The organism is Roseivivax sp. CAU 1753, from assembly GCF_054482575.1.
In genome coordinates, this window is record NZ_JBTLRF010000010.1 from 65418 (window position 1) to 86328 (window position 20911).

The following is a 20911-nucleotide window of genomic DNA, read 5'->3' on the forward strand; positions in this document are numbered from 1 at the left end:
CGCGATGGCTGAACTGCCTCGTGCGGCGTTCCCCCGGACGCTGACCCGGCTGATGGGGGCAGCGCTGTTCCTGGGGCTGATCTATGCCACCGGACAGGCCCCCTTCGATCTGTGGTATCTGGCGCTTCCAGCGCTGGGCGGCGCGCTCTGGCTGATCTTTGCCGCCAGCACAGCGCGGCGGGCCGCATGGACAGCCTGGGCCTTCGGTGCGGGGTATTTCGGCTTCTCGATGAGTTGGCTGGTAGAGCCGTTCCTCGTCGAGGCGGCGGTGACCGGCTGGATGGCTCCGTTTGCGCTGGTGCTGGCCGCAGGCGGCTTCGCCCTGTTCTGGGCCTGGCCCGCCTGGGCGGCGGCGCGGCTCGGGCGACGCTGGCTGATCGTGCCGTTCTGGTCGCTGTCGGAACTCGCCCGGGCCTATGTGCTGACGGGCTTTCCCTGGGGTCTGGTGGGATACGTGCTGGCCCCGACGCCCGCCGCGCAATGGGGGGCCTTCATCGGCCCGCATGGGCTGACATTCCTGGTCCTGGCACTCGCGGTGCTGTGCGTTACCGCGATCGCGCGGCGCAGCATCGGTGCCGGGGCGCTGGCGCTGGTCGGTAGCGCGGCGCTGTTCGGGGGCGGGCAGGCGCTGTTGCAGGACCCGGCAGCCGATACAGGCCGCCCCGTGATCCGCCTCGTGCAGCCCAACGCGCCGCAGGACGAAAAGTGGCTGCCGGGCAAGGCGCAGGTGTTCTTCGAACGGCAGGTGCGCGCCACCGCCGCGGCCCCCACGCCCGACTTCATCCTCTGGCCCGAGACGGCGGTGCCGTCGCTGCTGAACCACGCCACCGAGGCACTGCGCGTGATCTCGGACGCGGCCGGGCCGGTGCCGGTGCTGCTGGGCGTCCAGCGCGAGGACGCGGGCCGCTACTACAACTCCTCGGTGCTTCTGGGTGCCGACGGGCAGGTGCGCGACATCTATGACAAGCATCACCTCGTGCCCTTCGGGGAATACATGCCCGCGGCCTGGCTGTTCCGCCACATCAACGTCTCGGGCCTCGCGCAGAGGGCGGAGTACGGCTATTCCGCCGGGCCCGGGCCGCGACTGCTGGACCTGGGCGCGCTGGGCAAGGCGCTGCCCGTCATCTGCTACGAAGCGGTATTTCCGCAGGATATCGGCGGTGCGGAGGCCCGCGCCGACATGATCCTGCAAATGACCAACGATGCCTGGTTCGGCGAATGGTCCGGTCCCTACCAGCATCTCATGCAGGCGCGTATGCGGGCGATCGAACAGGGGCTGCCGGTGATGCGCGCGGCCAATACCGGCGTGTCCGCGGTGATCGATGCGCAGGGCCGGGTACGCGCCAGTCTGGGTCTCGGGATGGCAGGGCATGTGGACGCGGCGGTGCCGCCGCCCTTGCCGCCGACGCTTTACAGCCGCACCGGCGACTGGCCGGTCCTGCTGTGGCTTCTGGGACTCGCGGGCGTCGCCGCGTTGCGGCCCCGTGGCAATCGCATTGACGCCCCCGGGCGCGCCGGATAACGGATAGCGCATTCCCTGTCACAACGGCTTCCTGGCGTGACAGCAGACCTCAATGGAGCACTTCCCATGTCCCGAAGCGACTACATCTTCACCTCCGAGTCCGTCTCGGAAGGGCACCCCGACAAGGTGTGCGACCGCATTTCCGATGCCATTCTCGACGCGCTGCTGGCCGAAGACCCGCTGGCCCGCGTCGCCTGCGAGACCTTCGCCACCACCAACCGTGTCGTTATCGGCGGCGAGATCGGTCTGACCGATCAGGCCAAGTTGACCGAATACATGGGCCGCATCCCCGAGATCGTGCGCGCCTGCATCAAGGATATCGGCTACGAGCAGGACGCGTTCCACCACGCCACCTGCGAGATCACCAACCTGCTGCACGAACAATCCGCTCATATCGCGCAAGGCGTGACCGGCGAACGCGGCGACGAGGGGGCGGGCGATCAGGGCATCATGTTCGGCTATGCCACCAACGAGACAGACGCGCTCATGCCCGCGCCGATCCTCTATTCCCACGCCATCCTGCGGCGGCTTGCCGAAGCGCGCAAATCCGGGGCCGAGCCGCTCTTGCGCCCCGACGCCAAGACCCAGCTTTCGGTGCGCTACGTCGACGGCAAGCCGGTCGGGGTCACCCAGATCGTGCTGTCGACGCAGCACGCGGACGACAGCCAGAGCTCGGCCGATATCCGCGCCATCGTCGAGCCCTATATCCGCGAGGTTCTGCCCGAGGGCTGGATCACACCCGCGACCGAATGGTGGGTGAACCCCACCGGCACCTTCGTGATCGGTGGCCCCGACGGCGATGCCGGTCTGACCGGGCGCAAGATCATCGTCGACACCTATGGCGGTGCGGCCCCCCACGGCGGCGGCGCGTTCTCGGGCAAGGATCCGTCCAAGGTGGACCGGTCCGCCGCCTATGTGGCGCGCTACCTGGCCAAGAACGTGGTCGCGGCGGGTCTGGCCGAGCGCTGCACCATCCAGCTGTCCTACGCCATCGGTGTGGCCAAGCCCTTGTCGATCTATTGCGACACGCTGGGCACCAGCGAGCATGACGCGGAGGCCATCGAACGGGCGATCGGCAACGTGATGGACCTGACGCCGCGGGGCATCCGCACGCATCTGGATCTGAACAAGCCGATCTATGAACGCACGGCCGCCTACGGCCACTTCGGCCGCGAACCCGACGCCGATGGCGGCTTCAGCTGGGAACGCACGGATCTGGTCGACGCGTTGAAAGCCGCGCTCTGAGGCCTGGCCGATCGGGTCCGTGACCGGTGCGGGGGCGCCGGTCGGGCATCATGTGGACTTCGCAGGGGCCGGAACCGCAGCGGCGGTGTCCGGCCTCGCCCGAAGACCGGTCACACTTCCCGGTCATGGCGCGCCGGGGCCATCGTCCTCGGACCGTTCGAGCAGCCAGGGTTTCTCCATCAGATCCTTCAACCGGTCGAGAGAGCGTGCCGCGTAAAACCCGTCCGCGACGCGTTCGTCGAAGGTGTAGCGGATCGTGACCATGGGGCGGATTTGCGACGTGCCGTCTTCGCCGATGACCATGCGCGGATGGACCTTTCCGATCACCGCGAAGATCGGCAGCGTGCCATGCTCGAACAGGTGGTGATAGGCGCTGTCGAGCCCGATCGACCCCAGATGCGAGATCATGACCGAGGCATAAAGCGGGTCGTTTCCGGCCAGGGCCTTGGGCGTGACATTCAGCCAGTCGGTGAACTTCTGCAGCTTCGGAAGCACCGGAAAAAGGATGCGCGGAAGCTTGAAAATCTGCTTCAATTCGTTTTCGGATCGGGTCAGTCGGGTTCTCGACCGTCCTTCCCCGATGGCCTGTTCGGTCAGATCGCGCACCTTGCGGATGCCATCTTCGTTCTGGAAGATCTGCTTGACCACGGTCAGTTGCGTGTCGTCGGACTTCGTCTTGATGACAGCAATCGACATCGCAACATCGTCGCGCTGATAAAGCCGGGCGCCCGCGATAAAGCGGTTCATCTCCGGTCGTTCGCCCAGCACCCGCACGATCGCGGCCATATAGACGTGAAAGGGCCGCAGCTCCGGGCGCGTTCCGTCGTTCCAGCGTTCGATGTAGCCAAGCGTCTCGCCGACGTCGATGTGCTGCTTGAAATAGACCGAAGAGCCCACGCGGGACGGCATCAGATAGGGCATGAACTGCCGAAGCCGCGGGGCGTTTCGTACCCGTTTTCCGTCGGCACGGTCTCCGAAAAGCATCTACCGCTCCGCCTCGGCGTCGGGGCAAGGGCGGTGTCCTGTGCGGGCGTCGGCGCGGTGGGTCGTCTGCGGGCAGGGCGAAAGGCTGGACATCACGCGTACGGGTCTCTTTTCATCTGGGTCACGCCCCGAAACCGTGATCCGGGCGCGCGGTGATGACACGCCTACGGCAATCGGGGAAGATGCTCCGTGATCTAGGTCAAGGCTGACGGCGCGGTCGTCGCCATAAGGTGCGCATGATTTGGACAATTGCGGAGACCGAAATGCACAGGGCGGACGACAACGGCGTCACGGACGTGTCGATGGCAAGGCGGCCATGATCCGATCCGGCGCGTTGGCGCGACTGCTGCTGCTTGCGGGGGTGGCTGGCCTCTCGGGCTGCCTGCCCGGCGAGGACGATGGCCTGCCGGGCTATGTCGAGGGCGATTTCGTCACCATTGCGCCGCGCGTTCCCGGTCGGATCGTCCAGATCGCGGTGTCCGAGGGCGACACGGTGCGCGCAGGCCAGCTTTTGTTCCGGCTCGATCTGACCGAGGCCAAGCTCAACCTCGCGCAGGCGCGTGCGCAGGTCGCCGAGGCCGACGCCATGCTTGCCAATCTCACCAGCGGGGGACGCCCCGAGGAAATCCATCCGCTCGAGGCGGCGATTGCGGCGCTCGAGGCAGAGTACAATCAGGCGAAAAGCGATCTCGACCGGGCCCGGACGCTGTTCGATCGCGGCATCATTTCGGAGGCGCAGTTCAACGCCGCGCGGTCCGGCATGGAGCGCGGAGCGGCGCGTCTGGAGGAAGCCCGCGCCAATCTCGACCTTGCCACCGGACCATCGCGCAGCGAGTTGATCGAGGCGCAGCGCCAGCGCATGTCGCTGGCGCGGGCGCAACGGGACCTCGCGGAATGGCAACTGGCCGAGCGCAGCGTGTCCTCGCCCGCCGCCGGGACCATCGAGACGCTGATCCGGCATCCGGGCGAACAGGCCGCGCCACTGGCCCCGGTCCTCACGATGCTTCCCGAAGACGCGGTCTTCGTGATCTTCTTCGTCTCGGAGGTCGAGCGCGGCACCTTGCAGCCCGGACGCGAGGTCGGCATCGCCTGCGAGGGCTGCGGCGCGGGCCAGACCGCCCGGGTGGTCTATATCGCCGGTGGGCCGGAATTTACCCCGCCGGTGATCTTTTCCGAAAGCCGCGCGCAGAAACTAACCTATCGTGTCAAGGCCATCCCGACGCGCCAACCGAACCGCCTCAAGCCCGGCCAAATCGTCAGTGTGACGCTTTCCGATGCCGTCGATTGACGTCACCGGTCTCAGCAAGACCTTCGGGTCGCGGACCGTCGTGTCCGAGGTGTCGCTGACCGCGCATGCCAGGGAAATCCTGGGCGTGCTGGGGCCGAACGGGTCGGGAAAGACAACGCTTCTGCGGATGATCTGCGGCCTGCTGACCCCCAGCGCGGGGCAGGGCCAGGTGCTCGGTCGGGACATTCTTGCGGATCAGGCATGGCTGCGCACGCAGGTGGGCTACATGGCGCAGCGCTTTTCGCTTTATGAGGATCTGACGATCCGCGAAAATCTGAGTTTCATGGCGCGCATCCACGGCATTCCGTCCCGCAGGGCGCGGATCGACGAAGCGCTTGGCCATCTGGGCAGCGCGGTTCGGCCCGACCAGCTTGCCGGGACCTTGTCGGGCGGCTGGAAGCAGCGCCTCGCGCTTGAGGCCTGCCTGTTGCACGCCCCGCGAATCCTGCTGCTGGACGAGCCGACGGCAGGGGTCGATCCGACCGCCCGGCGCGCGTTCTGGGCATATATCCAACGCATCGCGGCGCGCGACGTCACGGTCATGGTCTCGACCCACTACATGGACGAGGCAGAGCGCTGCGACCGCATCGCCATCGTCTCCGACGGCCGTCTGGCGGCGATCGGCACCGCGCCGGAACTGGCGGCGCGGTCGGGACTCGTCGCGTTCCAGGCCACCGGTCCCGACATCGACGCGCTTGAGGCCGCGCTCCGGGAAATGCCCGGCATCGCGCAGCTGGCGCGCTTCGGCGATCACCTGCGCATTCTGGGCCGGGATGCAGCGCAGATCGAGAGGCTGCTGGCGGATCTGCCTCAGGCAGGCACCGCCGCCATCGCCCGCACCCTGCCGGGGATCGAGGACATCTTCATCGAGCATACCGGCGGCGGGCGCGCCAGGACCGGCAAGAGCGGGGTGTCGGCATGATCTTTCGCAGCCACCGCTTCGTCGCCGTCCTGGAAAAGGAATTCCTGCAGTTCCGCCGCGACCGGCTGACCTTCGGCATCCTGAGCGCGCTGCCCGCGCTGCTTCTGCTGCTCTATGGCTATGCGATCGAGATCGACGCGCGGAACCTGCCCGCCGCGGTGATCGATCTGTCGCAAACCGCCCAGTCGCGGGACTTCATCGCCGCGGTCGAGCTGACGGAATATGTCCGCATCGACCGGATCAACCCCGCCCCCGAAGCCGCCAATCGCGCGGTCTTGGCCGGGGATTACGTGTTCGTTCTGACCATCCCTTCGGATTTCGGACGCCGCGTTCTGCGTGCCGACGCAGCGCCGGTTCTTGTCGAGGTCGATATGTCGGACCCGTCGGGCTATGGCGGTGCCATCGCCGCGATCCGCGCCGTGGCCGCCGATTTTGGGCGTCCCGCATCATCCGGCGCGACACAGCAGGAGGCGGGCGTCGCGCTGATCGTGCATCGCCGGTTCAATCCCGAAGGCATCAACCACTATGTCAGCGTGACCGGCCTGCTCGGTCTGCTTCTGGAGATCACCGTCATGGTCGCCGCGGGCCACGCGCTGACCCGGGAACGCGAACGCGGCACCATGGAGAACCTGCTGGCGACGCCGGTCAACGCGGGCGAGCTGATGCTGGGCAAGATCGTGCCCTATATCATCCTCGGCATGGTCGAAGCCGGGATCATCCTGACCCTGGCCTTCTTCCTGTTCGAAGTGCCGTTTCTCGGCGACTGGGCGGTTCTGGGTCTCGCGTGTCTGGTGTTCGTGACCAGCGCGGTGCTTTTCGGCTACTCGATCTCGAGCTTCGTCGACACCCAGATCCAGGCGGCGCAGCTGATCGTCTTCTATCTGACGCTGTCGATCATGCTGTCGGGCTTTACCTTCCCGTTTCTCGGCATGCCGGGATGGGCGCAGATGGTCGGCGAAGCGCTGCCGCTGACGCACTTCATCCGCATCGTCCGCTCGGTCATGCTGAAGGGGGCGGGGTTCGGTGAAATCTCGGACGAACTCATCTGGCTTTGCGGATATGTTCTGCTGTTTGCGGTGCTGTCGATCTGGCGCTTCCGGCACACGCTCGACTAGCGTCACGCGATGTCTGCGATCCCGCGATGCGCATGATTTGACGCGCGCAGGGGGCATCCCGGGGGCGCCGTGGGCGCGCGCCGGAAAACCCGGCAGGCTGTCAGGCCTCAGCGGTCGCGGAAGTGATCTTCGGCATCGGAGACGTCGATTCCCAAGGCCTCAAGCCCTGCCTCGAGGTGATCCGCCAGTTCCGGAATGCCTGACAGATAGTCCTGCGTCGGCGCCGTCGCCTCGGCCCGTGCGGTCGCCAGCGCTTCGTCCCATTCGCTGGCATCGAAACTGTCGCGTCCAACCCACATGAGCGCGACGAGGTTCGCCGCCTCGTCTTCGTTCAGCCCCGAGATATAATCGCTGAGGGCGTGGCTTTGCGGCCCGTATTCCCGCGCGAGGAATATGACCCGAACGACCTTGTTGGTGCTGATCTCTGGCAAATGGGCGGCCTTTCCTGCGATCTGAACTGGTGCCACGAAGTCAAACGCCACCGATCCGGCTTTGGCAAGACGGTTTGCGGTCGCCGGTGCCTGACGTCAGGGACGCCTTGCACCGGGCAACCGACGCTTGCAAGGCCCTGCGCCGCCTGCCCTCAGCGCAGCAGACCGAGGCTTTCCATCTTGACGTCAAGAGGACCGGCAAGATCCGCGATCGAATCGTGCAGGAGCTGCAGGGCGTAGTGCGGGTTGTGCGCGTAGGCGCCGGGGTCGGCGGTGACGAGCTTCCAGTTGTAGACCGCGCGCAGCATGCGCGGTGTCCAGCTGGCATAGCTGACCGCTTTTCCGTCCGCGGTATCGGCTACGCCGTCGCCATTGGCGTCCGCGAAGAAATAGGGATACCGCCCGCTGTCATGGTGGATCGGCGTTCCGGCAACTTCGGCCCCGTAGCGTGTCACCATGTCCAGCAGCCGCGCGGCGTTCTTGCGGATGTCCTCGCTGATGCCCTGACGGGTGTTGCCGCTGCCGTCATAGCTCTGGCGGGAAATGCGGATCGCTTCCGGCTCGCCGTTCTCGTGGCAGGTGGAACAACTTTGCACCTGAACCTCCAGCGTGTGCGGCTGGTGGCAGGACACGCAGCTGTCGATCGGTCGCGCGTGGAAGAACCGGCCGGTGTACGTGCGGCCCTCGTAGTGATACCCCGCGCCGCCATAGCCGCCAAGCCAGGTCGCCGCGGCGGTCGCGTAATGCGGATTGATAAAGCGCAGACCCGCGTCCGGCGTGTCATCCGGCAAATCGCCGACGGCCTTGGTGACCGTGGCACCTGCGGTCCGGCCCTGGTGGCAGGTCATGCACGAGGCCTCGACGCCGTCCACCGGATGCATCACGCCGCTGGGCATCTGTATCTCGGTGATCTGTGCCAGGCCGGGGTTGTGGCAGGTCGCGCAGTCCACAACGCCGCCGGTGTCGATCGGGGTCTCGGGGATGCCCGGTTTGCTGCCGTCGAGGCCGTGAAAGCTGCGGAAGCCCTCCCCCGAATGGCACACCGAACATTCGGCCCGGATTTCTTCGTCCTCGTCCCAATGGCGAAAGGCTTCTGCGGCGGCGTCCGCGTGGGCAGAGCGGAACCAGTCCGCAATGGCCGAATTGTTCTCGATCTCGATCTCCTCGGGGTTGAAGGGACCGGATTTCGGGATCACGAACGGGATCACCGCATCCTCGCTGACGAAGGGGATGTCCGACACGTTCACATCCCCCTCCGCGGTCTGCGCAAAGCCGACATGGCCCGAGGTCAGCGCGAGACCTGCGGTGAGCAAAACAAGGGCGAAGCTGGCGGTGATTGCGGAATGGCGCATGACTTTTCGTTCCAGTGCTTGAGTGTCGTCGCATCTGTGAAGTAGCCTATAGCGATAAGCATTTCTGACAAAACGGAAAGTGGCGAATGGGCAGGACGTGGACAGGCGGCATGGCCACTCTTCGAGGACGAAGGGGCGGTCTCGTTTTGCCGTTGGACACGCCACCATACGACAGCGCGCAGCCGGTTCCGTCCCTGACAGAGGAGGCCGCCGTGGTCGCCCCCCCGGGCTGCGATCTGCGCCTCGATCTCGAGGTGGCGGAGGACGATCTGGTCGCCGAAGGCGCGCCCGTCGCACGGCTCAGGCACGCCCCGGATATCCGTCTGGTTGCGCCGATGGCCGCACGCGTGGCGCGTATCCGGCTGGCTCCGGGCCACAGGCTGGGCGAGATCGTGCTGTTCCGCGAGGCCGGGGGCGACACGGTCCGGCACGAGACGCAGGCCGCCGGGACCGCGCAGGAAGCGCTGGTGCGGCTGATGCAGCACGCGGGCTTCTGGCCCCGGCTGCGGCGGCGCCCCTATGGCGGCATGCCCGCCGCCGCCGAACGTCCCGGCGCGATCATCGTGATGGCCTGCGACACGCGCCCCTTCGCGCCCGATCCGCGCCATGATGTCGCAGACCGCCCGGAGGCCCTCGGGCGCGGTCTTGCGGCCCTTGCGCTGTTGACGGACGGCCCGGTCTTTCTGTGCCAGGATGCCGCCCGCCCCCTGATGCGGCCAGAGGATACCGGTCCGCGCGTCACCCATGTGCCGGTCGGTCGGTACCATCCGCAGGGGCTGGCCGGGATCCGCCTGCACGACCTTTGTCCGGCCACGGATGCGCGCCCGGTCTGGGACCTGCACGCGGGCGACGTGGCGGACCTCGGTGTCCTTCTGGACACCGGGGCGCTGCCGCAGACGCTTGTGGTCTCGGTGGCCGGGCCCGCGCTGACCGGATCGCGGCTGCTGCGCTGCCAGATCGGCGCGGACATCCGTGGCCTGAGCTATGGCGCCACCCGCCCCGGTCCGCATGTCGTGCTGGCAGGCTCGCCTCTCGAGGGTCGGCGCGTGCAGTGGCTCAGGCCGCGCGACCGTCAGGTCACCGTGCTGCCCGAGACGCCCAAGGCCGCGCCGCCGCACTGGTTCCTGTCGGCGCTGACCCGTTCCTCGCGGCCCCGGCCGATCATTCCCACGGCGGCCCTGTCGCAGGCCACCGGCGGTGCCTTTCCCGCCATGGCGATGCTGCGCGCGCTCAGCACCGGGGACGACGAGACGGCGACGCGGCTGGGCGCGCTGTCGCTGGTCGAGGAAGACCTCGCCCTGGTCGATTACATTGTTGGGGGCGCGCCCCGGGCAAGCGATCTTCTGCGCGGCTTCCTCGACCGCGCGCGTGCGGAGACCGCGCAATGATCCGGGGGCTGTGGGACCGGGAGACGGTGGCGCTGCTGGTGATCGCGGCGCTGGCGCCCGTGGCGCTGGCATGGCTCTGGTCAGAGGGCGCGGGCGCGGTCGCGCGGCTTGCCTTCGCTCTGATCGTCTCGGGTGGCTGGCACGTGATCTTCATGCTGGCCCGCGCACAACCCCCGTCATTCGCCGGCGCGATCACGGCGCTTGCCGTCGCCATGCTGGCCCCCGAGGAGCTCGGCGCTTTCCGGCTGGCGCTCGGCATCAGCTTCGGCGTCGTCTTCGGCGAGCTTGTGTTTGGCGGATGGGGGCGCAATGTCGTCAACTCGGCCACGGTCACGCTGGCCTTTCTGGGCTTCGGTTTTCCCGCCTTCGCCTGGCCCGACTTCATCGCGCCGGTGGCCTGGGCGGCGATCGGCGCGGCGGCGCTTGGCGTGGCGCTTGGCGTCATGCCGTTGGGGGTGATCGCCAGCGCGACGCTCTTTGCGGCGCTCTGCTGGGCTGCGGGGCTTGCGATCGTGGATGTCCTGCCTGCGGCGGCGATCGCGCTGGTCCTTCTGGTCGCCGATCCGGTGACAAGCGCGGCCACGACGGTCGGCCGGTGGCTCTATGGCGGGCTGTACGGGGCCCTTGTCCTGTTGTTCGCGACCGGCTGGAACGGGGCGGCCCCGATCCAGCTCTGCGTGGCGGCGGCGCTTCTGGCCTCGCTGGCCGCGCCGCTGCTCGACGATATTGCGATCGGCCTGTGGGTGATGCGAAGAAGGAGACGGCATGGCGGACCCTGAAGACAGACCACCGGTCCAGGGCCCCTGGCGGCGGTTTCTGGCCCAGCCACGGGACAGCCGCGCCAAGACCATCGCCGTGGCCTTCGCGGTGTCGGCGGTCTGTGCGATCCTCGTCAGCACAGCCACGGTCTATCTGCGTCCGATCCAGGCCGCGAACCGCGCCGCAGAGGAACAGGCCCGGGTCGAAAGCCTGGTGCGCGGTATCCCGGGCATGGCGGAGCTGCTGGAGCGTTCTGGCGGCACGCTCGGCACCGTGGTGATCGATCTCGCGCGGGGGCGCGCGGCGCAGACGGTCACCCCCGACACGCTGGAGGCCGCGCTGGCCGATCCCGCCAACTGGAGCGCGCTGGACCCGGCTGCGGATCTTGCCGGGCTTGGCCAGCGCCCCGACTACGCGCAGGTCTTTCTGCTGCGCGACGACGACCGCGTGGCGGTCGCCCTCCTGCCGATTTCGGGGTCGGGCTATAACGGCCGCATCGACGCGGTCCTGGCGCTGGGCGGCGACATGACCACCATAGCGGGTCTTGCGATCACGGCGCATTCCGAAACGCCCGGCCTTGGCGCGCGCATCGAAGAAAGCGCCTGGCTGTCCGATTTCCCCGGCACCCGCACGCGCGACGACGCCGGGACGCTGCGGTTCTCGGTGGCGCGGGGTCAGGCCTCGAGCGTCTACGAGGTGGACGGCATTACCGGCGCCACGCGGACGTCCAATGCGATGACGCGGATGATTCGTTTCTGGCTTGGTCCCGAAGGTTATGGCCCCTTGCTTGACGCTATCCGCCGCGGGGAGTTCTGAGCCATGGCCCGCACGCCGCAGCTCTGGACGATCCTGACCACGCCCCTGGTGCGGGAAAATCCCGTGACGCTTCAGATCCTCGGGCTGTGCTCGGCGCTGGCGGTCACCACGTCGCTGCCCACCGCGCTCACGATGTCGGCGGCGCTGACCGTGGTGCTGACGCTGTCGGCGGGGATCATCAGCGTGATCCGGCGGTACATCCCCGACACGATCCGGCTGATCGTCCAGATCGTCATCGTGGCCTCTCTGGTGATCGTCCTGGAACAGATCCTGCAGGCCTACCTGTTCGAGATCAGTCAGGCGCTTTCGGTCTACGTGGCGCTGATCACCACGAACTGCCTTGTGCTGGGGCGCACGGAATCCTTCGCGCGGCACAATCCGCCGGTGCCCGCCATGGTCGACGCGTTCGGCAACGGGCTTGGCTATTCGCTGATCCTGGTGGTGATCGGTGCCACGCGCGAGCTGTTCGGAAAGGGCGAACTGATGGGCGCGACGGTGCTGCCGCTGGCCGAGGACGGCGGCTGGTTCACGCCGCTCAGCCTCATGCTGCTCGCCCCCAGCGCCTTCTTCCTGCTTGGTATCCTGGTCTGGGCCATCCGCTCGGTCCGGACCGAGCAGGCCGAGGCACCTGAATTCGCGCCCGCCAAGGCACAGGGGCCCGCGGAATGACGGATCTGTGGACACTCTTTCTCGAGGCGAGTTTCGTCTCCAACATGCCGCTGACGCTGTTTCTCGGCCTGTGCACCTTCATCGCGCTTTCGCGGCGGCCCGAGGCGGCGCTGGGGCTTGGCGTGGCGATCACCGGCGTGCTGGGGGTTACCGTTCCGCTCAACCAGATCATCTACGACGCGGTGCTGTCACCGGGCGCATGGACCTGGGCAGGGATGCCCGAGCTCGACCTCTCCTATCTGTCGCTGATCGCCTTCATCGGCGTGATCGCGGCAATGGTGCAGCTTCTTGAGATGGTGCTTGACCGGTTCTTCCCGGCGATCCACGCCGCCTTCGGTGTGTTCCTGCCCCTGCTGACGGTGCAATGCGCGATCCTTGGCGGCAGTCTCTTCATGGTCGAACGCAGCTACACGCTGCCGCAATCGGTGGTCTTCGGTCTCGGCTCTGGGGTGGGGTTTGCCGTCGCGGTGGTGATGCTGAGCGCGATCCGCACACGCCTGGCCTATGCCGACCTGCCCGATGGCCTGCGCGGGCTGGGCATCACCTTCATCCTGTCGGGGCTGATGTCGCTCGGCTTTGCCTCATTCGCGCTGATGGCCGCGCAATGACCGAAATCCTCGTCGGCAGCGCGCTTCTGACCCTGATCGTCACCGGCCTGACGGTCGGACTTCTGATGGCGAAGCGGCGGCTGGTGCCCGGCGGCGTGATCGACGTGACGGTGAACGGCACGACCCACCTGAAGGCCGAGCGCGGCGAAAAGTTGCTGGGCGTACTGCACCGGGGCGGCATCGGCATTCCCGCGGCCTGCGGCGGGTCGGGCACCTGCGGGCTTTGCCGGGTCACGGTGATCGGCGCGGGCGATCCGCAGGCGACCGAGCGCGGCATCCTGTCGGCGCGGGAACGGCGCGATCACGTGCGGCTTGCCTGCCAGACAAGCCTGCGCAACGACTGCGCGGTGACGATCCCGCAGGATGTGCTGGCCGCGGGCGGCGGGTTCACGACGCGCGTGCGTTCGGCCCGGATGCTTGCGCCCCTCATCCGCGAAATCGTGCTGGAGCTTCCCGCCGACCAGTCCTTCGACTTCCGCGCCGGTGATTTCCTGCAGATCTCGGCACCGCCCTACCGGCTTGCGTTTTCGGCGCTGACACTGCCGGACGCGTATCGCGACGTCTGGGCGCGGTCGGGCTGGGACCGGCTTCGCGTCGCCTCGGACAGCGTCGTGACCCGGGCCTATTCGCTCGCCAACCGGCCCGAGGATGTCGGCGTCGCCGTCTTCAACATCCGTCTCGCGGTGCCACCGGCGGGCGGCGAGGCCGAGATCCCGCCCGGGGTTGTGTCAAGCTGGCTTTTCTCCGTCTCCGAGGGCGACCCGGTGGAGGTGTCGGGCCCCTTTGGCGATTTCCACGTCAGCGATACCGGGCGCGAGATGGTCTTTGTGGGGGGCGGCGTCGGGATGGCCCCGCTCCGGGCGATGATCCACCAGGAACTCGGTCGGGGCTCGCGGCGCAGAATCCGCTACTTCTATGGCGCGCGCTCGGCGGTCGACCTGTTCTATACCGGGGAATTCGACGCACTGGTCAGCCGGCACGCCAACTTCACCTTCACGCAAGCGCTGTCCGATCCGGCACCGGGCGACCGCTGGCGGGGCGCCACCGGCTTTATCCACGAAACGCTGCGGCAGGAGATGCAGCAGCATCCGGCCCCGGAGGATTGCGACTATTACCTGTGCGGGCCGCCGGTGATGATCTCGGCCGTGCTTGCGACACTTGCCCGCCTCGGGGTCGAGCCGGGCAACATCTTCAACGACGATTTTGGGGTTTGATCCATGACAGCGACGCGACACGGGATCGAAAGGCGCGGCTTTCTGCGCATGACAGCCGCCGCGGCGCTCGTGCCGCCCGGCATCGCCCGGGCCGGGACGCCCGCGACGGAACGGATCGGGGGCCGCGCCTTTGCGACGACCTGGTCGATCACGGCCCCCATTGGCACCGGGCTGGCGCGGCTGCGCCCCCGGATCCTGCGCCTCCTGGCGTTGGTCGATCGCCAGATGTCGCCCTGGCGCCCGGACAGCGAGATCACCGGCGTGAACCGTGGGCGGGCCGGGCGCCACGCGGTTTCCGCGGCCACCGCCACGGTCTGCCGGGCGGCGCTTGAGGTCGCCGGGGCCAGCGGCGGATGCTTCGACCCCACCGTCGGCCCGCTCGTGTCGCAATGGGGCTTCGGCCCGATCGAGGGCGATGCGGACGGCGGGTGGCGGGGCCTCTCGGTCGCGGGCCAGGCGGTCGACAAGGCCAGCGACGGGCTTACCGTCGATCTTTGCGGCATCGCGAAGGGATGGGCGCTGGACCGGATGGCCGACATCGTGACCGCGGCCGGGCACCGGCACGCGCTGCTCGATATCGGGGGCGAAATCCTGGGAATCGGGGCGGCGTCGTCCAGCCGATCCTGGCAGGTCGGTGTCGAGGATCCCCGCGCGCCGGGCAACATGATCGCCGCACTCGCGCTGCGCGATGTCGCCGTCGCCACATCGGGCCTTGCCTGGCAGTCCTACGCGATAGGAGGCCGCGCCTACGGCCATATCGTCGATCCGGCGACGGCACGGCCCGCGGCGGGTGCGTTGCGTTCGGTTTCGGTGGCGCATGCGCAGGCGATGACCGCCGACGCCTGGGCCACGGCGCTTTTCGCCGCGGGGGCAGAGGCGGGACCGACCCTCGCGCGGTCGCGCGCGCTGTCCGCCCTGTTCCTGATCGAGCGGGACGGCAAACTCGTCCAGGAGATGACGGGCGCGATGACGGAGATCCTGCTATGATGGGTCTGAAAGGGGGGCGCCTGTGGAACTGATCTTCGCACCCATCGTCTTTCTGCTGGCCGCCGCGGGGCTCGGGCTGGGCCTCGCGCTTGGGCGCGGGCCGGTACGGGGCAGCTGCGGTGGCCCGTCCTGCCTCGCGGGTGACGCCTGCGGTGCCTGCCCGAGAAAGGCCCGGCGCGACACAGGGAAAGACGGATGACCCGGAGCCTGCAGGTCCGCGACGGGATGGTCACCGACTTCCTGCGTCTTGCGCCGGGCGACCCGATCCGGCAGGCCGTCGCCGCGCTGGTGAAAAGCGGCTCCCATGCCGCCCCGGTCGTCGAGGCGGATGGCGCGCTTTGCGGGATCCTGACGGAAAAGGACTGCTTCCGGTCGGTCCTTCACGCCAGCTATTATCAGGAATGGCGCGGCACGGTTTCCGAGCATCTTTCGCCCGATGTCGTCACCATCGAGTCCGCCGAGGACATGGTGCGCGCCGCCGAGACATTCCTGTCGCTGCCGCACCGCGTGCTGCCCGTTCTGGAGGGCGGCAAGCTGATGGGGATGCTGGAACGGTCGACCGTCATGGCCGCCCTTCTGCAGCGTAGCTGACACGGGGCCGTGCGGGCAGGGGGCGCTGCCCCCTCTTCGGGCCTGAAGGCCCGAATTCACCCCCGGAGTATTTCTGGTCCGTTCGTGACAGCAGCCCGGTTTCGGTGACGCGGCGGCTGTCAGAAGGGGCGCGTGCCGTTGAGCCTGAGGAACAGGCTTTCTTCGTCATCGTTGCGGAAGAACGGGACCGACACGGGCGGTGTCGGATCCGACGCGCGCGCGGCGACCTCGGCCAGGACGACTTCGGTTATGAAGGGCATGTCGAGGGCGCGGACCTCGTCCAGAGCGACCCAGCGCAGATGCGACAGCTCGTCCGACGCGGCGGAGAAATCGTCCGGGTCCGAGGCCAGCGCATCGGCATCGGCCAGAAAGAACCGCGCATCGAACCGGCGGGGGCGGCCCGGAGGGGTGATCGCGCGGAACACGAATTGCAGCGCCTCGGCCGAGGGCAGGTGGCCCGTGGCGGCAAAATCGCGCCAGTCCGCGGGGGCATCGGGCCACTGGCCCGGCGTGCCGAGCACCTGGCCGGTCTCTTCGAACAATTCGCGGATCGCGGTGAGCGGCAACGCGCGGGCGGCGGCGTGTGCCGCATCCTCGAGCAGGCGATCGCGGCACACCCCCGGCAACGCGCGGGCCAGAGGCACGTCGGCATCGCCGGTATCGCGCGCGCCGCCGGGAAAGACGAATTTCGACGGCATGAAGGCCGCCTTGGCGCCACGCTGACCCATCAGCACGCGCGGACGCGTCGCCCGGTCGCGCAGCACGATCACCGTCGCGGCATCGCGCAACGCGGTCTTGTCGGCAGGTGCGCCCGTGGGAGTGCGTGCGGTCATGTGGTCCCTTTGTGTCAGGCCCGCGGATCGGTGGTGTCGGCGGCTCCGCCACCGAACCCGTGCATCCCGCGCGCCCATTGGAACGCGACGATCGCGCCCTTGAATCGCGGCAGAAGGTAAAGCGAAAGGCCGATGCATCCAACCGCGAAGATGGTGAACAGCGTCAGCGGCTCGGGCCGCCAGGTTTCGAAGACGATCAGCAGGAGCGGTGCCATCAGGTGCCCGACGATCAGGATCGTGAGATAGGCCGGACCGTCATCGGCGCGGTGATGATGCAGGTCCTCGCGGCAGACCTGGCACCGGTCGCGCACCTTGAGATAGCCTGACAGCAGCGGTCCTGTGCCGCAGTTAGGACAGCGCCGACGCCAGCCCTTGATCAGGGCGGGCATGGTCTCTCGGGGGGCGGCGGTATCTTCGGCGGACGGCATGGTCTCTCCTTGGTGGTTGCGCGGTATATGGCCTGCTTCGCCTGCCCGATAAAGGTGCCAGGGTCCCGTGCGGCTGGATGTCGCGCAAGAATACCGGCGTTTTTCGCCTTTCCGGAAATAATTTCGACGGGTTTGAGTGGCACGTGCGTGAAAGGGATGTGCGCCAGGCCGGAAACGGCCGTGCATGACCGAGTACTCTGCCAGCCAGACCAACCCACAGACCAAACGACAGACCAACCTCAGGAGACCCAAGATGACCAAGACACATATGATTTCCGCCGCCCTGACCAGCCTGCTTGTCCTTGGCGCTGCCAGCGCGCAGGCGCAGGGCCAGGGCCCGCGCGGCGAAGGTCGGATGCCCGCCTTCTCGGTGCTTGATGCGGATGGCAGCGGCACGATTTCGCGCGCCGAACTCGCGGCGCTGGGCGAGGCCCGGTTCAAGGCCACCGACAGCAACGGCGACGGCAAGCTGACGGCGAACGAGATGAAGGCGGCGGCTGACGGTCGGCGCGCCGATGGGGCCGCCCGGATGATCGACCGCCTGGATTCGAACAAGGACGGCGCGCTTTCCTATGCCGAGATGTCCGCCGGCCGCGGCCCGGCGCAGATGTTCGAGCGGCTCGATGCAAATTCGGATGGCGCGCTGTCCGAAGAGGAGTTCGCGCAGTTGAAGACGCTGCGGGGCGGACGGCAGGACGGTCAGCGCGGCCAGCACCGCAACAACTGAGCCTGTGCGCGCGCCCTTGTCCAGGCAGCAGGGGCGCGCTAGGCGAGAGGGCGATGGTGGGCATCTTTGGCGCTGGATGTGATGAACAACGAAAGCGACGGGCGCCTTCTGGCGCGTGTGGCGGCGGGCGAGGCCGACGCGGCCCGGGCGCTGACGACGCGGCTTGCCCCGCGCGTGTTTGCCCATGCCTTTCGGATGCTCGGCGATCGCGCCGAAGCGGAGGATGTCACGCAGGACGCGCTTTTGAAGCTCTGGCGCATCGCCCCCGATTGGGAAAATGGCCGCGCCGAGATCACGACATGGCTCTATCGGGTGACCGCCAACCTGTGCATCGACCGCTTGCGCAAACGGCGCACCACCGGGCTCGAGGCGGCGCCGGAACTGGCGGATCGTTCGCCATCGGTTGTCGAGGCGATAACCGCGCGGGACCGCGCCGCAGCCCTGCAGGAGGCGCTTGGCGATCTGCCCGCGCGACAACGGCAAGCGGTGGTTCTGAGACATCTGGAGGGATGCGCGACCGTCGATGTGGCGCGCATCATGGACATCGGGCCGCGGGCGGCCGAAAGTCTGATCGCCCGTGGCAAACGTGCCCTCGAGGCGCGGCTTCTGGGACGACGCGAGGAGTTGGGATATGGTGAAAACTGATCGAAACGGCAGCGATGACGCGGGTCTCGAGGCGTTTTTCGTCGCCGCCCGCGCGCAACCGCCGGAACCCGGTCCGGGTTTTCTCGCACGCGTCAGCGCACAGGCCGAGGCGGAAGCGCGCGCGCATGGAGATGCCCGCCACGCCGCGCGACGGTCTGCCGGGCGCGGGCCGCTGGCGGTGCTGCGCGATGCGATCGGAGGCTGGCCCGCGCTTGCGGGGCTTGGGTTTGCGGCCTGTGCCGGGGTCTGGATCGGGATCGCGCCACCGGACGGGATTGCGGCCTCGGTTGCGACGCTGTGGTCGGGCGATACCGCGCTCAGCGCCTATCCGGACCCGTCGGCGGGGTTCGAGACGCTTCTGGCGGAGGGCTGAGCCATGCACGACCCCGCACCTGACGCGACACCGTCGACCGGGACGCCGCGCGCGGTCAAGCTGACGCTGTTTGCCTCGTTGGCGCTGAACCTGCTGATCGTCGGGCTGATCGCGGGCACTTGGATCAGCGAAGGCCCGCCGCGCCGCGATCCGGGGCCTGCGGGATTTGCCTATATCCGTGCGCTCGATGCGGGCGACCGGCAGGCGATCGGCGCGCAGATGCGGGATCGGCGACCGCGCGGGGCGGGAACCGGAGAGGCGCATCAGGCGCTGCGGCTGTTGCGGACCGATCCCTTCGATGCCGCCGGGTTCGACGCGTTCCTGACCAGGCAGGCGCAGCGCGGGCAAGCAGTGCGCGAGGTCGGTCAAGGCGCGCTGGTGGCGCGCATCGCCGGGATGGATGCAGCGGCGCGGGCGGCCTATGCGGACCGCTTGGAGGCGGTCTTCGGGAAGTCGAAGCGGCGCTGATCGATCAGCGCCTCGACACCCCGCAAACGCCCGGCGTCGGGGTGTTTCGACCGCGCCTTGCCGTCATCGAAGCTGACCCGCGCGCGGCCGTCCTCCTTGGCCCGGTAAAGCGCGCGATCGGCGGCGGCCAGTAGGTCTGCGCCGGTGGATCCGGTGGATCCTGTTGGGGCGGTGCCCGCCGAGCCCGGCCCGACGGCGATGCCGATACTGACCGAAATGGCGATCTCGCCGGTGTGATTGGGCAGCAGGACGGGCGCATCGGCGATGGCATTCACCAGCCGTTGTGCCGTGGCCTGCGCGGTCTGGCGGTCGCTGTCGGGCAGCACGATGAGGAATTCCTCGCCCCCAAGGCGCGCGATCACATCGACCGACCGCATCTGCGCCTGCAGCCGTTTTGCGACGGCACGCAGCACCGCGTCGCCGGTCATGTGGCCATACCGGTCGTTGACCGCCTTGAAGTGGTCGAGATCGGCGATCATCACCGCGCATTGCCGCCCCGTGGCAGAGGCCATCTCGAGCATCTGTTCAAGGTTGGGCAAGGCGTAGCGGCGGTTCCAGAGCCCGGTCAGGGAATCGATCAGCGCGGCGCGCAGCCCGGTCTGCATGCGCAACCGGTGCGCATCGACGGCGCGGCGGCGGGCAATCAGCCGTTCGCACCGCGCAATCAGTTCTTCCGCGCCGCACCATCCCAGCATCACGTCGTCAGCCCCGAGGTCGAGCGCGCTTGCCGCCGACGCGGCCTGATCGGGCGGCGCACCGTAAAGAATGGCCGCATGCCGGGTGCGGCGGTGCGCGCGCAACTCGCTCAGCAACGACAGCGACTGGCCGGGCGTGTCGCTGTCGTCGAACAGCAGGTAGAGATCCGCAGGTGTCGAATTGTCGCGCAGGATCGCTTCGGGCGTGATCACCGAAAGACGACCCTGTCCTGCCTTGTGCAACGCGGCAACCATCGGGGCGGGCAGACGCGACGGGTCGGGATGCACCAGGGTCAGACCGCAGGGCGAAACATAGGGCCGCGCGGCTTCGTTCAGCCCCAGGGCGCGGTCCGCATCCTCGCGCCAGCGCGCGTCGCGATCGGTGTCGAGCTTGCGAAAGATGCTGCGCAGACGGGCCAGAAGATACGCGTGATCAAGCGGCAGGCCGATCACATCCTCGACCCCGGAACTGATCGCCAATCGGCGCGCGGCGTCGTCGTCGCGCGATTGCAGATAGATGGTCCGGATTTCCTCGCCCGGCAGCAGCGTCGTCATCCGCGCCGCGAATCGCGCCGGGTCGTCGCCGGGCAGGGTGTCGCCGAAGATCACGATATCGGGGCGGAAAACCCGCGCCAGGCGCAAGGCTTCCTCAAGGCTCGACGCCTGTTCGGTCTCGTAATAGGCCACTGTCAGCTTGACGCGCAGCAGCGCCCGCGTGGTGGGCTGGCTGTCGACGATCATGATCCGTCCCGGCATGTTTTTCTACTCCGCCGTTGGCTTTACCGGCACGGCTGTCTTGTCCGTACGTTACACAGAGGTTTAAGGAAGGATGGTTAAGAAACTCTTTCCAA

The 20911-nt window shown here is 68.0% G+C and carries 24 protein-coding genes and 1 riboswitch; of the genes, 18 read left to right on the forward strand and 6 right to left on the reverse strand.

Features of this window, described 5'->3' with window-relative positions:
• Positions 1-4 precede the first annotated feature (4 nt).
• On the forward strand, positions 5-1522 hold the full coding sequence (gene lnt, locus ACXYMN_RS17150; protein WP_459014949.1) for an apolipoprotein N-acyltransferase: 1518 nt from the start codon (positions 5-7) through the stop codon (positions 1520-1522).
• Positions 1523-1534: 12 nt separating this feature from the next.
• A riboswitch (SAM-SAH riboswitch) is annotated at positions 1535-1582 on the forward strand.
• Positions 1583-1588: 6 nt separating this feature from the next.
• Positions 1589-2767, forward strand: coding sequence for a methionine adenosyltransferase (metK, locus tag ACXYMN_RS17155; protein WP_459014951.1), 1179 nt, complete (start codon positions 1589-1591; stop codon positions 2765-2767).
• Between the two features lie 123 nt (positions 2768-2890).
• Here the strand turns inward: metK and ACXYMN_RS17160 are convergent, their stop codons facing one another.
• Positions 2891-3751, reverse strand: a complete 861-nt coding sequence (locus ACXYMN_RS17160; RefSeq protein ID WP_459014953.1) for a 2-oxo acid dehydrogenase subunit E2 — start codon at positions 3749-3751, stop codon at positions 2891-2893.
• 316 nt (positions 3752-4067) lie between these two features.
• On the opposite strand from ACXYMN_RS17160, the gene ACXYMN_RS17165 reads away from it, so the two are divergent.
• From ACXYMN_RS17165 to ACXYMN_RS17175, 3 genes are read left to right on the forward strand one after another with little or no spacing between them, the layout of a single operon-like run.
• Positions 4068-5039: an HlyD family secretion protein gene (locus ACXYMN_RS17165; RefSeq protein ID WP_459014954.1), complete on the forward strand. Its 972-nt coding sequence runs from the start codon at positions 4068-4070 to the stop codon at positions 5037-5039.
• Positions 5026-5961, forward strand: coding sequence for an ABC transporter ATP-binding protein (locus tag ACXYMN_RS17170; protein WP_459014956.1), 936 nt, complete (start codon positions 5026-5028; stop codon positions 5959-5961). Before ACXYMN_RS17165 ends, ACXYMN_RS17170 begins: the two co-directional genes overlap by 14 nt.
• Positions 5958-7076: an ABC-2 transporter permease gene (locus ACXYMN_RS17175; RefSeq protein WP_459014958.1), complete on the forward strand. Its 1119-nt coding sequence runs from the start codon at positions 5958-5960 to the stop codon at positions 7074-7076. The genes ACXYMN_RS17170 and ACXYMN_RS17175 overlap by 4 nt, the downstream gene beginning before the upstream one ends.
• Before the next feature lie 107 nt (positions 7077-7183).
• Here the strand turns inward: ACXYMN_RS17175 and ACXYMN_RS17180 are convergent, their stop codons facing one another.
• Positions 7184-7507, reverse strand: coding sequence for a DUF3775 domain-containing protein (locus tag ACXYMN_RS17180; RefSeq protein ID WP_459014960.1), 324 nt, complete (start codon positions 7505-7507; stop codon positions 7184-7186).
• A gap of 152 nt (positions 7508-7659) precedes the next feature.
• Positions 7660-8859, reverse strand: coding sequence for a cytochrome C (locus ACXYMN_RS17185; RefSeq protein WP_459014962.1), 1200 nt, complete (start codon positions 8857-8859; stop codon positions 7660-7662).
• A 212-nt stretch (positions 8860-9071) separates the two neighbouring features.
• Here ACXYMN_RS17185 and ACXYMN_RS17190 point away from each other — a divergent pair, with 212 nt between their 5' ends.
• The 9 genes from ACXYMN_RS17190 to ACXYMN_RS17230 are packed head-to-tail and all read left to right on the forward strand — an operon-like array spanning position 9072 to position 15891.
• Entirely contained in the window at positions 9072-10247 is a 1176-nt protein-coding gene (locus ACXYMN_RS17190; RefSeq protein WP_459014964.1) for a Na(+)-translocating NADH-quinone reductase subunit A, read from the forward strand.
• The gene (locus ACXYMN_RS17195) at positions 10244-11026 is read left to right on the forward strand and encodes an RnfABCDGE type electron transport complex subunit D (protein WP_459014966.1); all 783 of its coding nucleotides are present in this window, start codon (positions 10244-10246) and stop codon (positions 11024-11026) included. The genes ACXYMN_RS17190 and ACXYMN_RS17195 overlap by 4 nt, the downstream gene beginning before the upstream one ends.
• Positions 11013-11822 (forward strand): FMN-binding protein, encoded by an 810-nt coding sequence (locus tag ACXYMN_RS17200; protein ID WP_459014968.1) that lies wholly within the window; start codon positions 11013-11015, stop codon positions 11820-11822. Before ACXYMN_RS17195 ends, ACXYMN_RS17200 begins: the two co-directional genes overlap by 14 nt.
• A gap of 3 nt (positions 11823-11825) precedes the next feature.
• Positions 11826-12491 carry an NADH:ubiquinone reductase (Na(+)-transporting) subunit D gene (locus tag ACXYMN_RS17205; RefSeq protein WP_459014969.1) on the forward strand — a complete coding sequence of 222 codons (666 nt, stop codon included), beginning with the start codon at positions 11826-11828 and terminating at the stop codon, positions 12489-12491.
• Complete coding sequence (gene nqrE / locus ACXYMN_RS17210; RefSeq protein ID WP_459014970.1) at positions 12488-13099, forward strand: NADH:ubiquinone reductase (Na(+)-transporting) subunit E; 612 nt, start codon at positions 12488-12490, stop codon at positions 13097-13099. Before ACXYMN_RS17205 ends, nqrE begins: the two co-directional genes overlap by 4 nt.
• Positions 13096-14313 carry an NADH:ubiquinone reductase (Na(+)-transporting) subunit F gene (gene nqrF / locus ACXYMN_RS17215; RefSeq protein WP_459014972.1) on the forward strand — a complete coding sequence of 406 codons (1218 nt, stop codon included), beginning with the start codon at positions 13096-13098 and terminating at the stop codon, positions 14311-14313. Before nqrE ends, nqrF begins: the two co-directional genes overlap by 4 nt.
• Before the next feature lie 3 nt (positions 14314-14316).
• A complete protein-coding gene (locus ACXYMN_RS17220; protein WP_459014974.1) occupies positions 14317-15300 on the forward strand; it encodes an FAD:protein FMN transferase in 984 nt (327 codons plus the stop codon).
• Between the two features lie 22 nt (positions 15301-15322).
• The gene (locus ACXYMN_RS17225; protein ID WP_459014976.1) at positions 15323-15499 is read left to right on the forward strand and encodes a hypothetical protein; all 177 of its coding nucleotides are present in this window, start codon (positions 15323-15325) and stop codon (positions 15497-15499) included.
• Positions 15496-15891 (forward strand): CBS domain-containing protein, encoded by a 396-nt coding sequence (locus ACXYMN_RS17230; RefSeq protein WP_459014978.1) that lies wholly within the window; start codon positions 15496-15498, stop codon positions 15889-15891. Before ACXYMN_RS17225 ends, ACXYMN_RS17230 begins: the two co-directional genes overlap by 4 nt.
• 119 nt (positions 15892-16010) lie before the next feature.
• Here ACXYMN_RS17230 and ACXYMN_RS17235 read toward each other — a convergent pair whose 3' ends face one another.
• On the reverse strand, positions 16011-16724 hold the full coding sequence (locus tag ACXYMN_RS17235) for an NUDIX hydrolase (RefSeq protein WP_459014980.1): 714 nt from the start codon (positions 16722-16724) through the stop codon (positions 16011-16013).
• Between the two features lie 14 nt (positions 16725-16738).
• The gene (locus tag ACXYMN_RS17240) at positions 16739-17152 is read right to left on the reverse strand and encodes a DUF983 domain-containing protein (RefSeq protein WP_459014982.1); all 414 of its coding nucleotides are present in this window, start codon (positions 17150-17152) and stop codon (positions 16739-16741) included.
• A gap of 253 nt (positions 17153-17405) precedes the next feature.
• Here ACXYMN_RS17240 and ACXYMN_RS17245 point away from each other — a divergent pair, with 253 nt between their 5' ends.
• The 4 genes from ACXYMN_RS17245 (at position 17406) to ACXYMN_RS17260 (ending at position 19365) form a co-directional block, all read left to right on the forward strand.
• Positions 17406-17879 carry an EF-hand domain-containing protein gene (locus ACXYMN_RS17245; protein WP_459014983.1) on the forward strand — a complete coding sequence of 158 codons (474 nt, stop codon included), beginning with the start codon at positions 17406-17408 and terminating at the stop codon, positions 17877-17879.
• Between the two features lie 81 nt (positions 17880-17960).
• On the forward strand, positions 17961-18524 hold the full coding sequence (locus tag ACXYMN_RS17250; protein WP_459014985.1) for a sigma-70 family RNA polymerase sigma factor: 564 nt from the start codon (positions 17961-17963) through the stop codon (positions 18522-18524).
• Positions 18511-18897 carry a hypothetical protein gene (locus tag ACXYMN_RS17255; protein WP_459014987.1) on the forward strand — a complete coding sequence of 129 codons (387 nt, stop codon included), beginning with the start codon at positions 18511-18513 and terminating at the stop codon, positions 18895-18897. The genes ACXYMN_RS17250 and ACXYMN_RS17255 overlap by 14 nt, the downstream gene beginning before the upstream one ends.
• A gap of 3 nt (positions 18898-18900) precedes the next feature.
• On the forward strand, positions 18901-19365 hold the full coding sequence (locus ACXYMN_RS17260) for a periplasmic heavy metal sensor (RefSeq protein WP_459014989.1): 465 nt from the start codon (positions 18901-18903) through the stop codon (positions 19363-19365).
• Here the strand turns inward: ACXYMN_RS17260 and ACXYMN_RS17265 are convergent.
• On the reverse strand, positions 19317-20816 hold the full coding sequence (locus tag ACXYMN_RS17265; RefSeq protein WP_459014991.1) for a diguanylate cyclase: 1500 nt from the start codon (positions 20814-20816) through the stop codon (positions 19317-19319). The genes ACXYMN_RS17260 and ACXYMN_RS17265 overlap by 49 nt on opposite strands.
• Between the last annotated feature and the right edge of the window lie 95 nt (positions 20817-20911).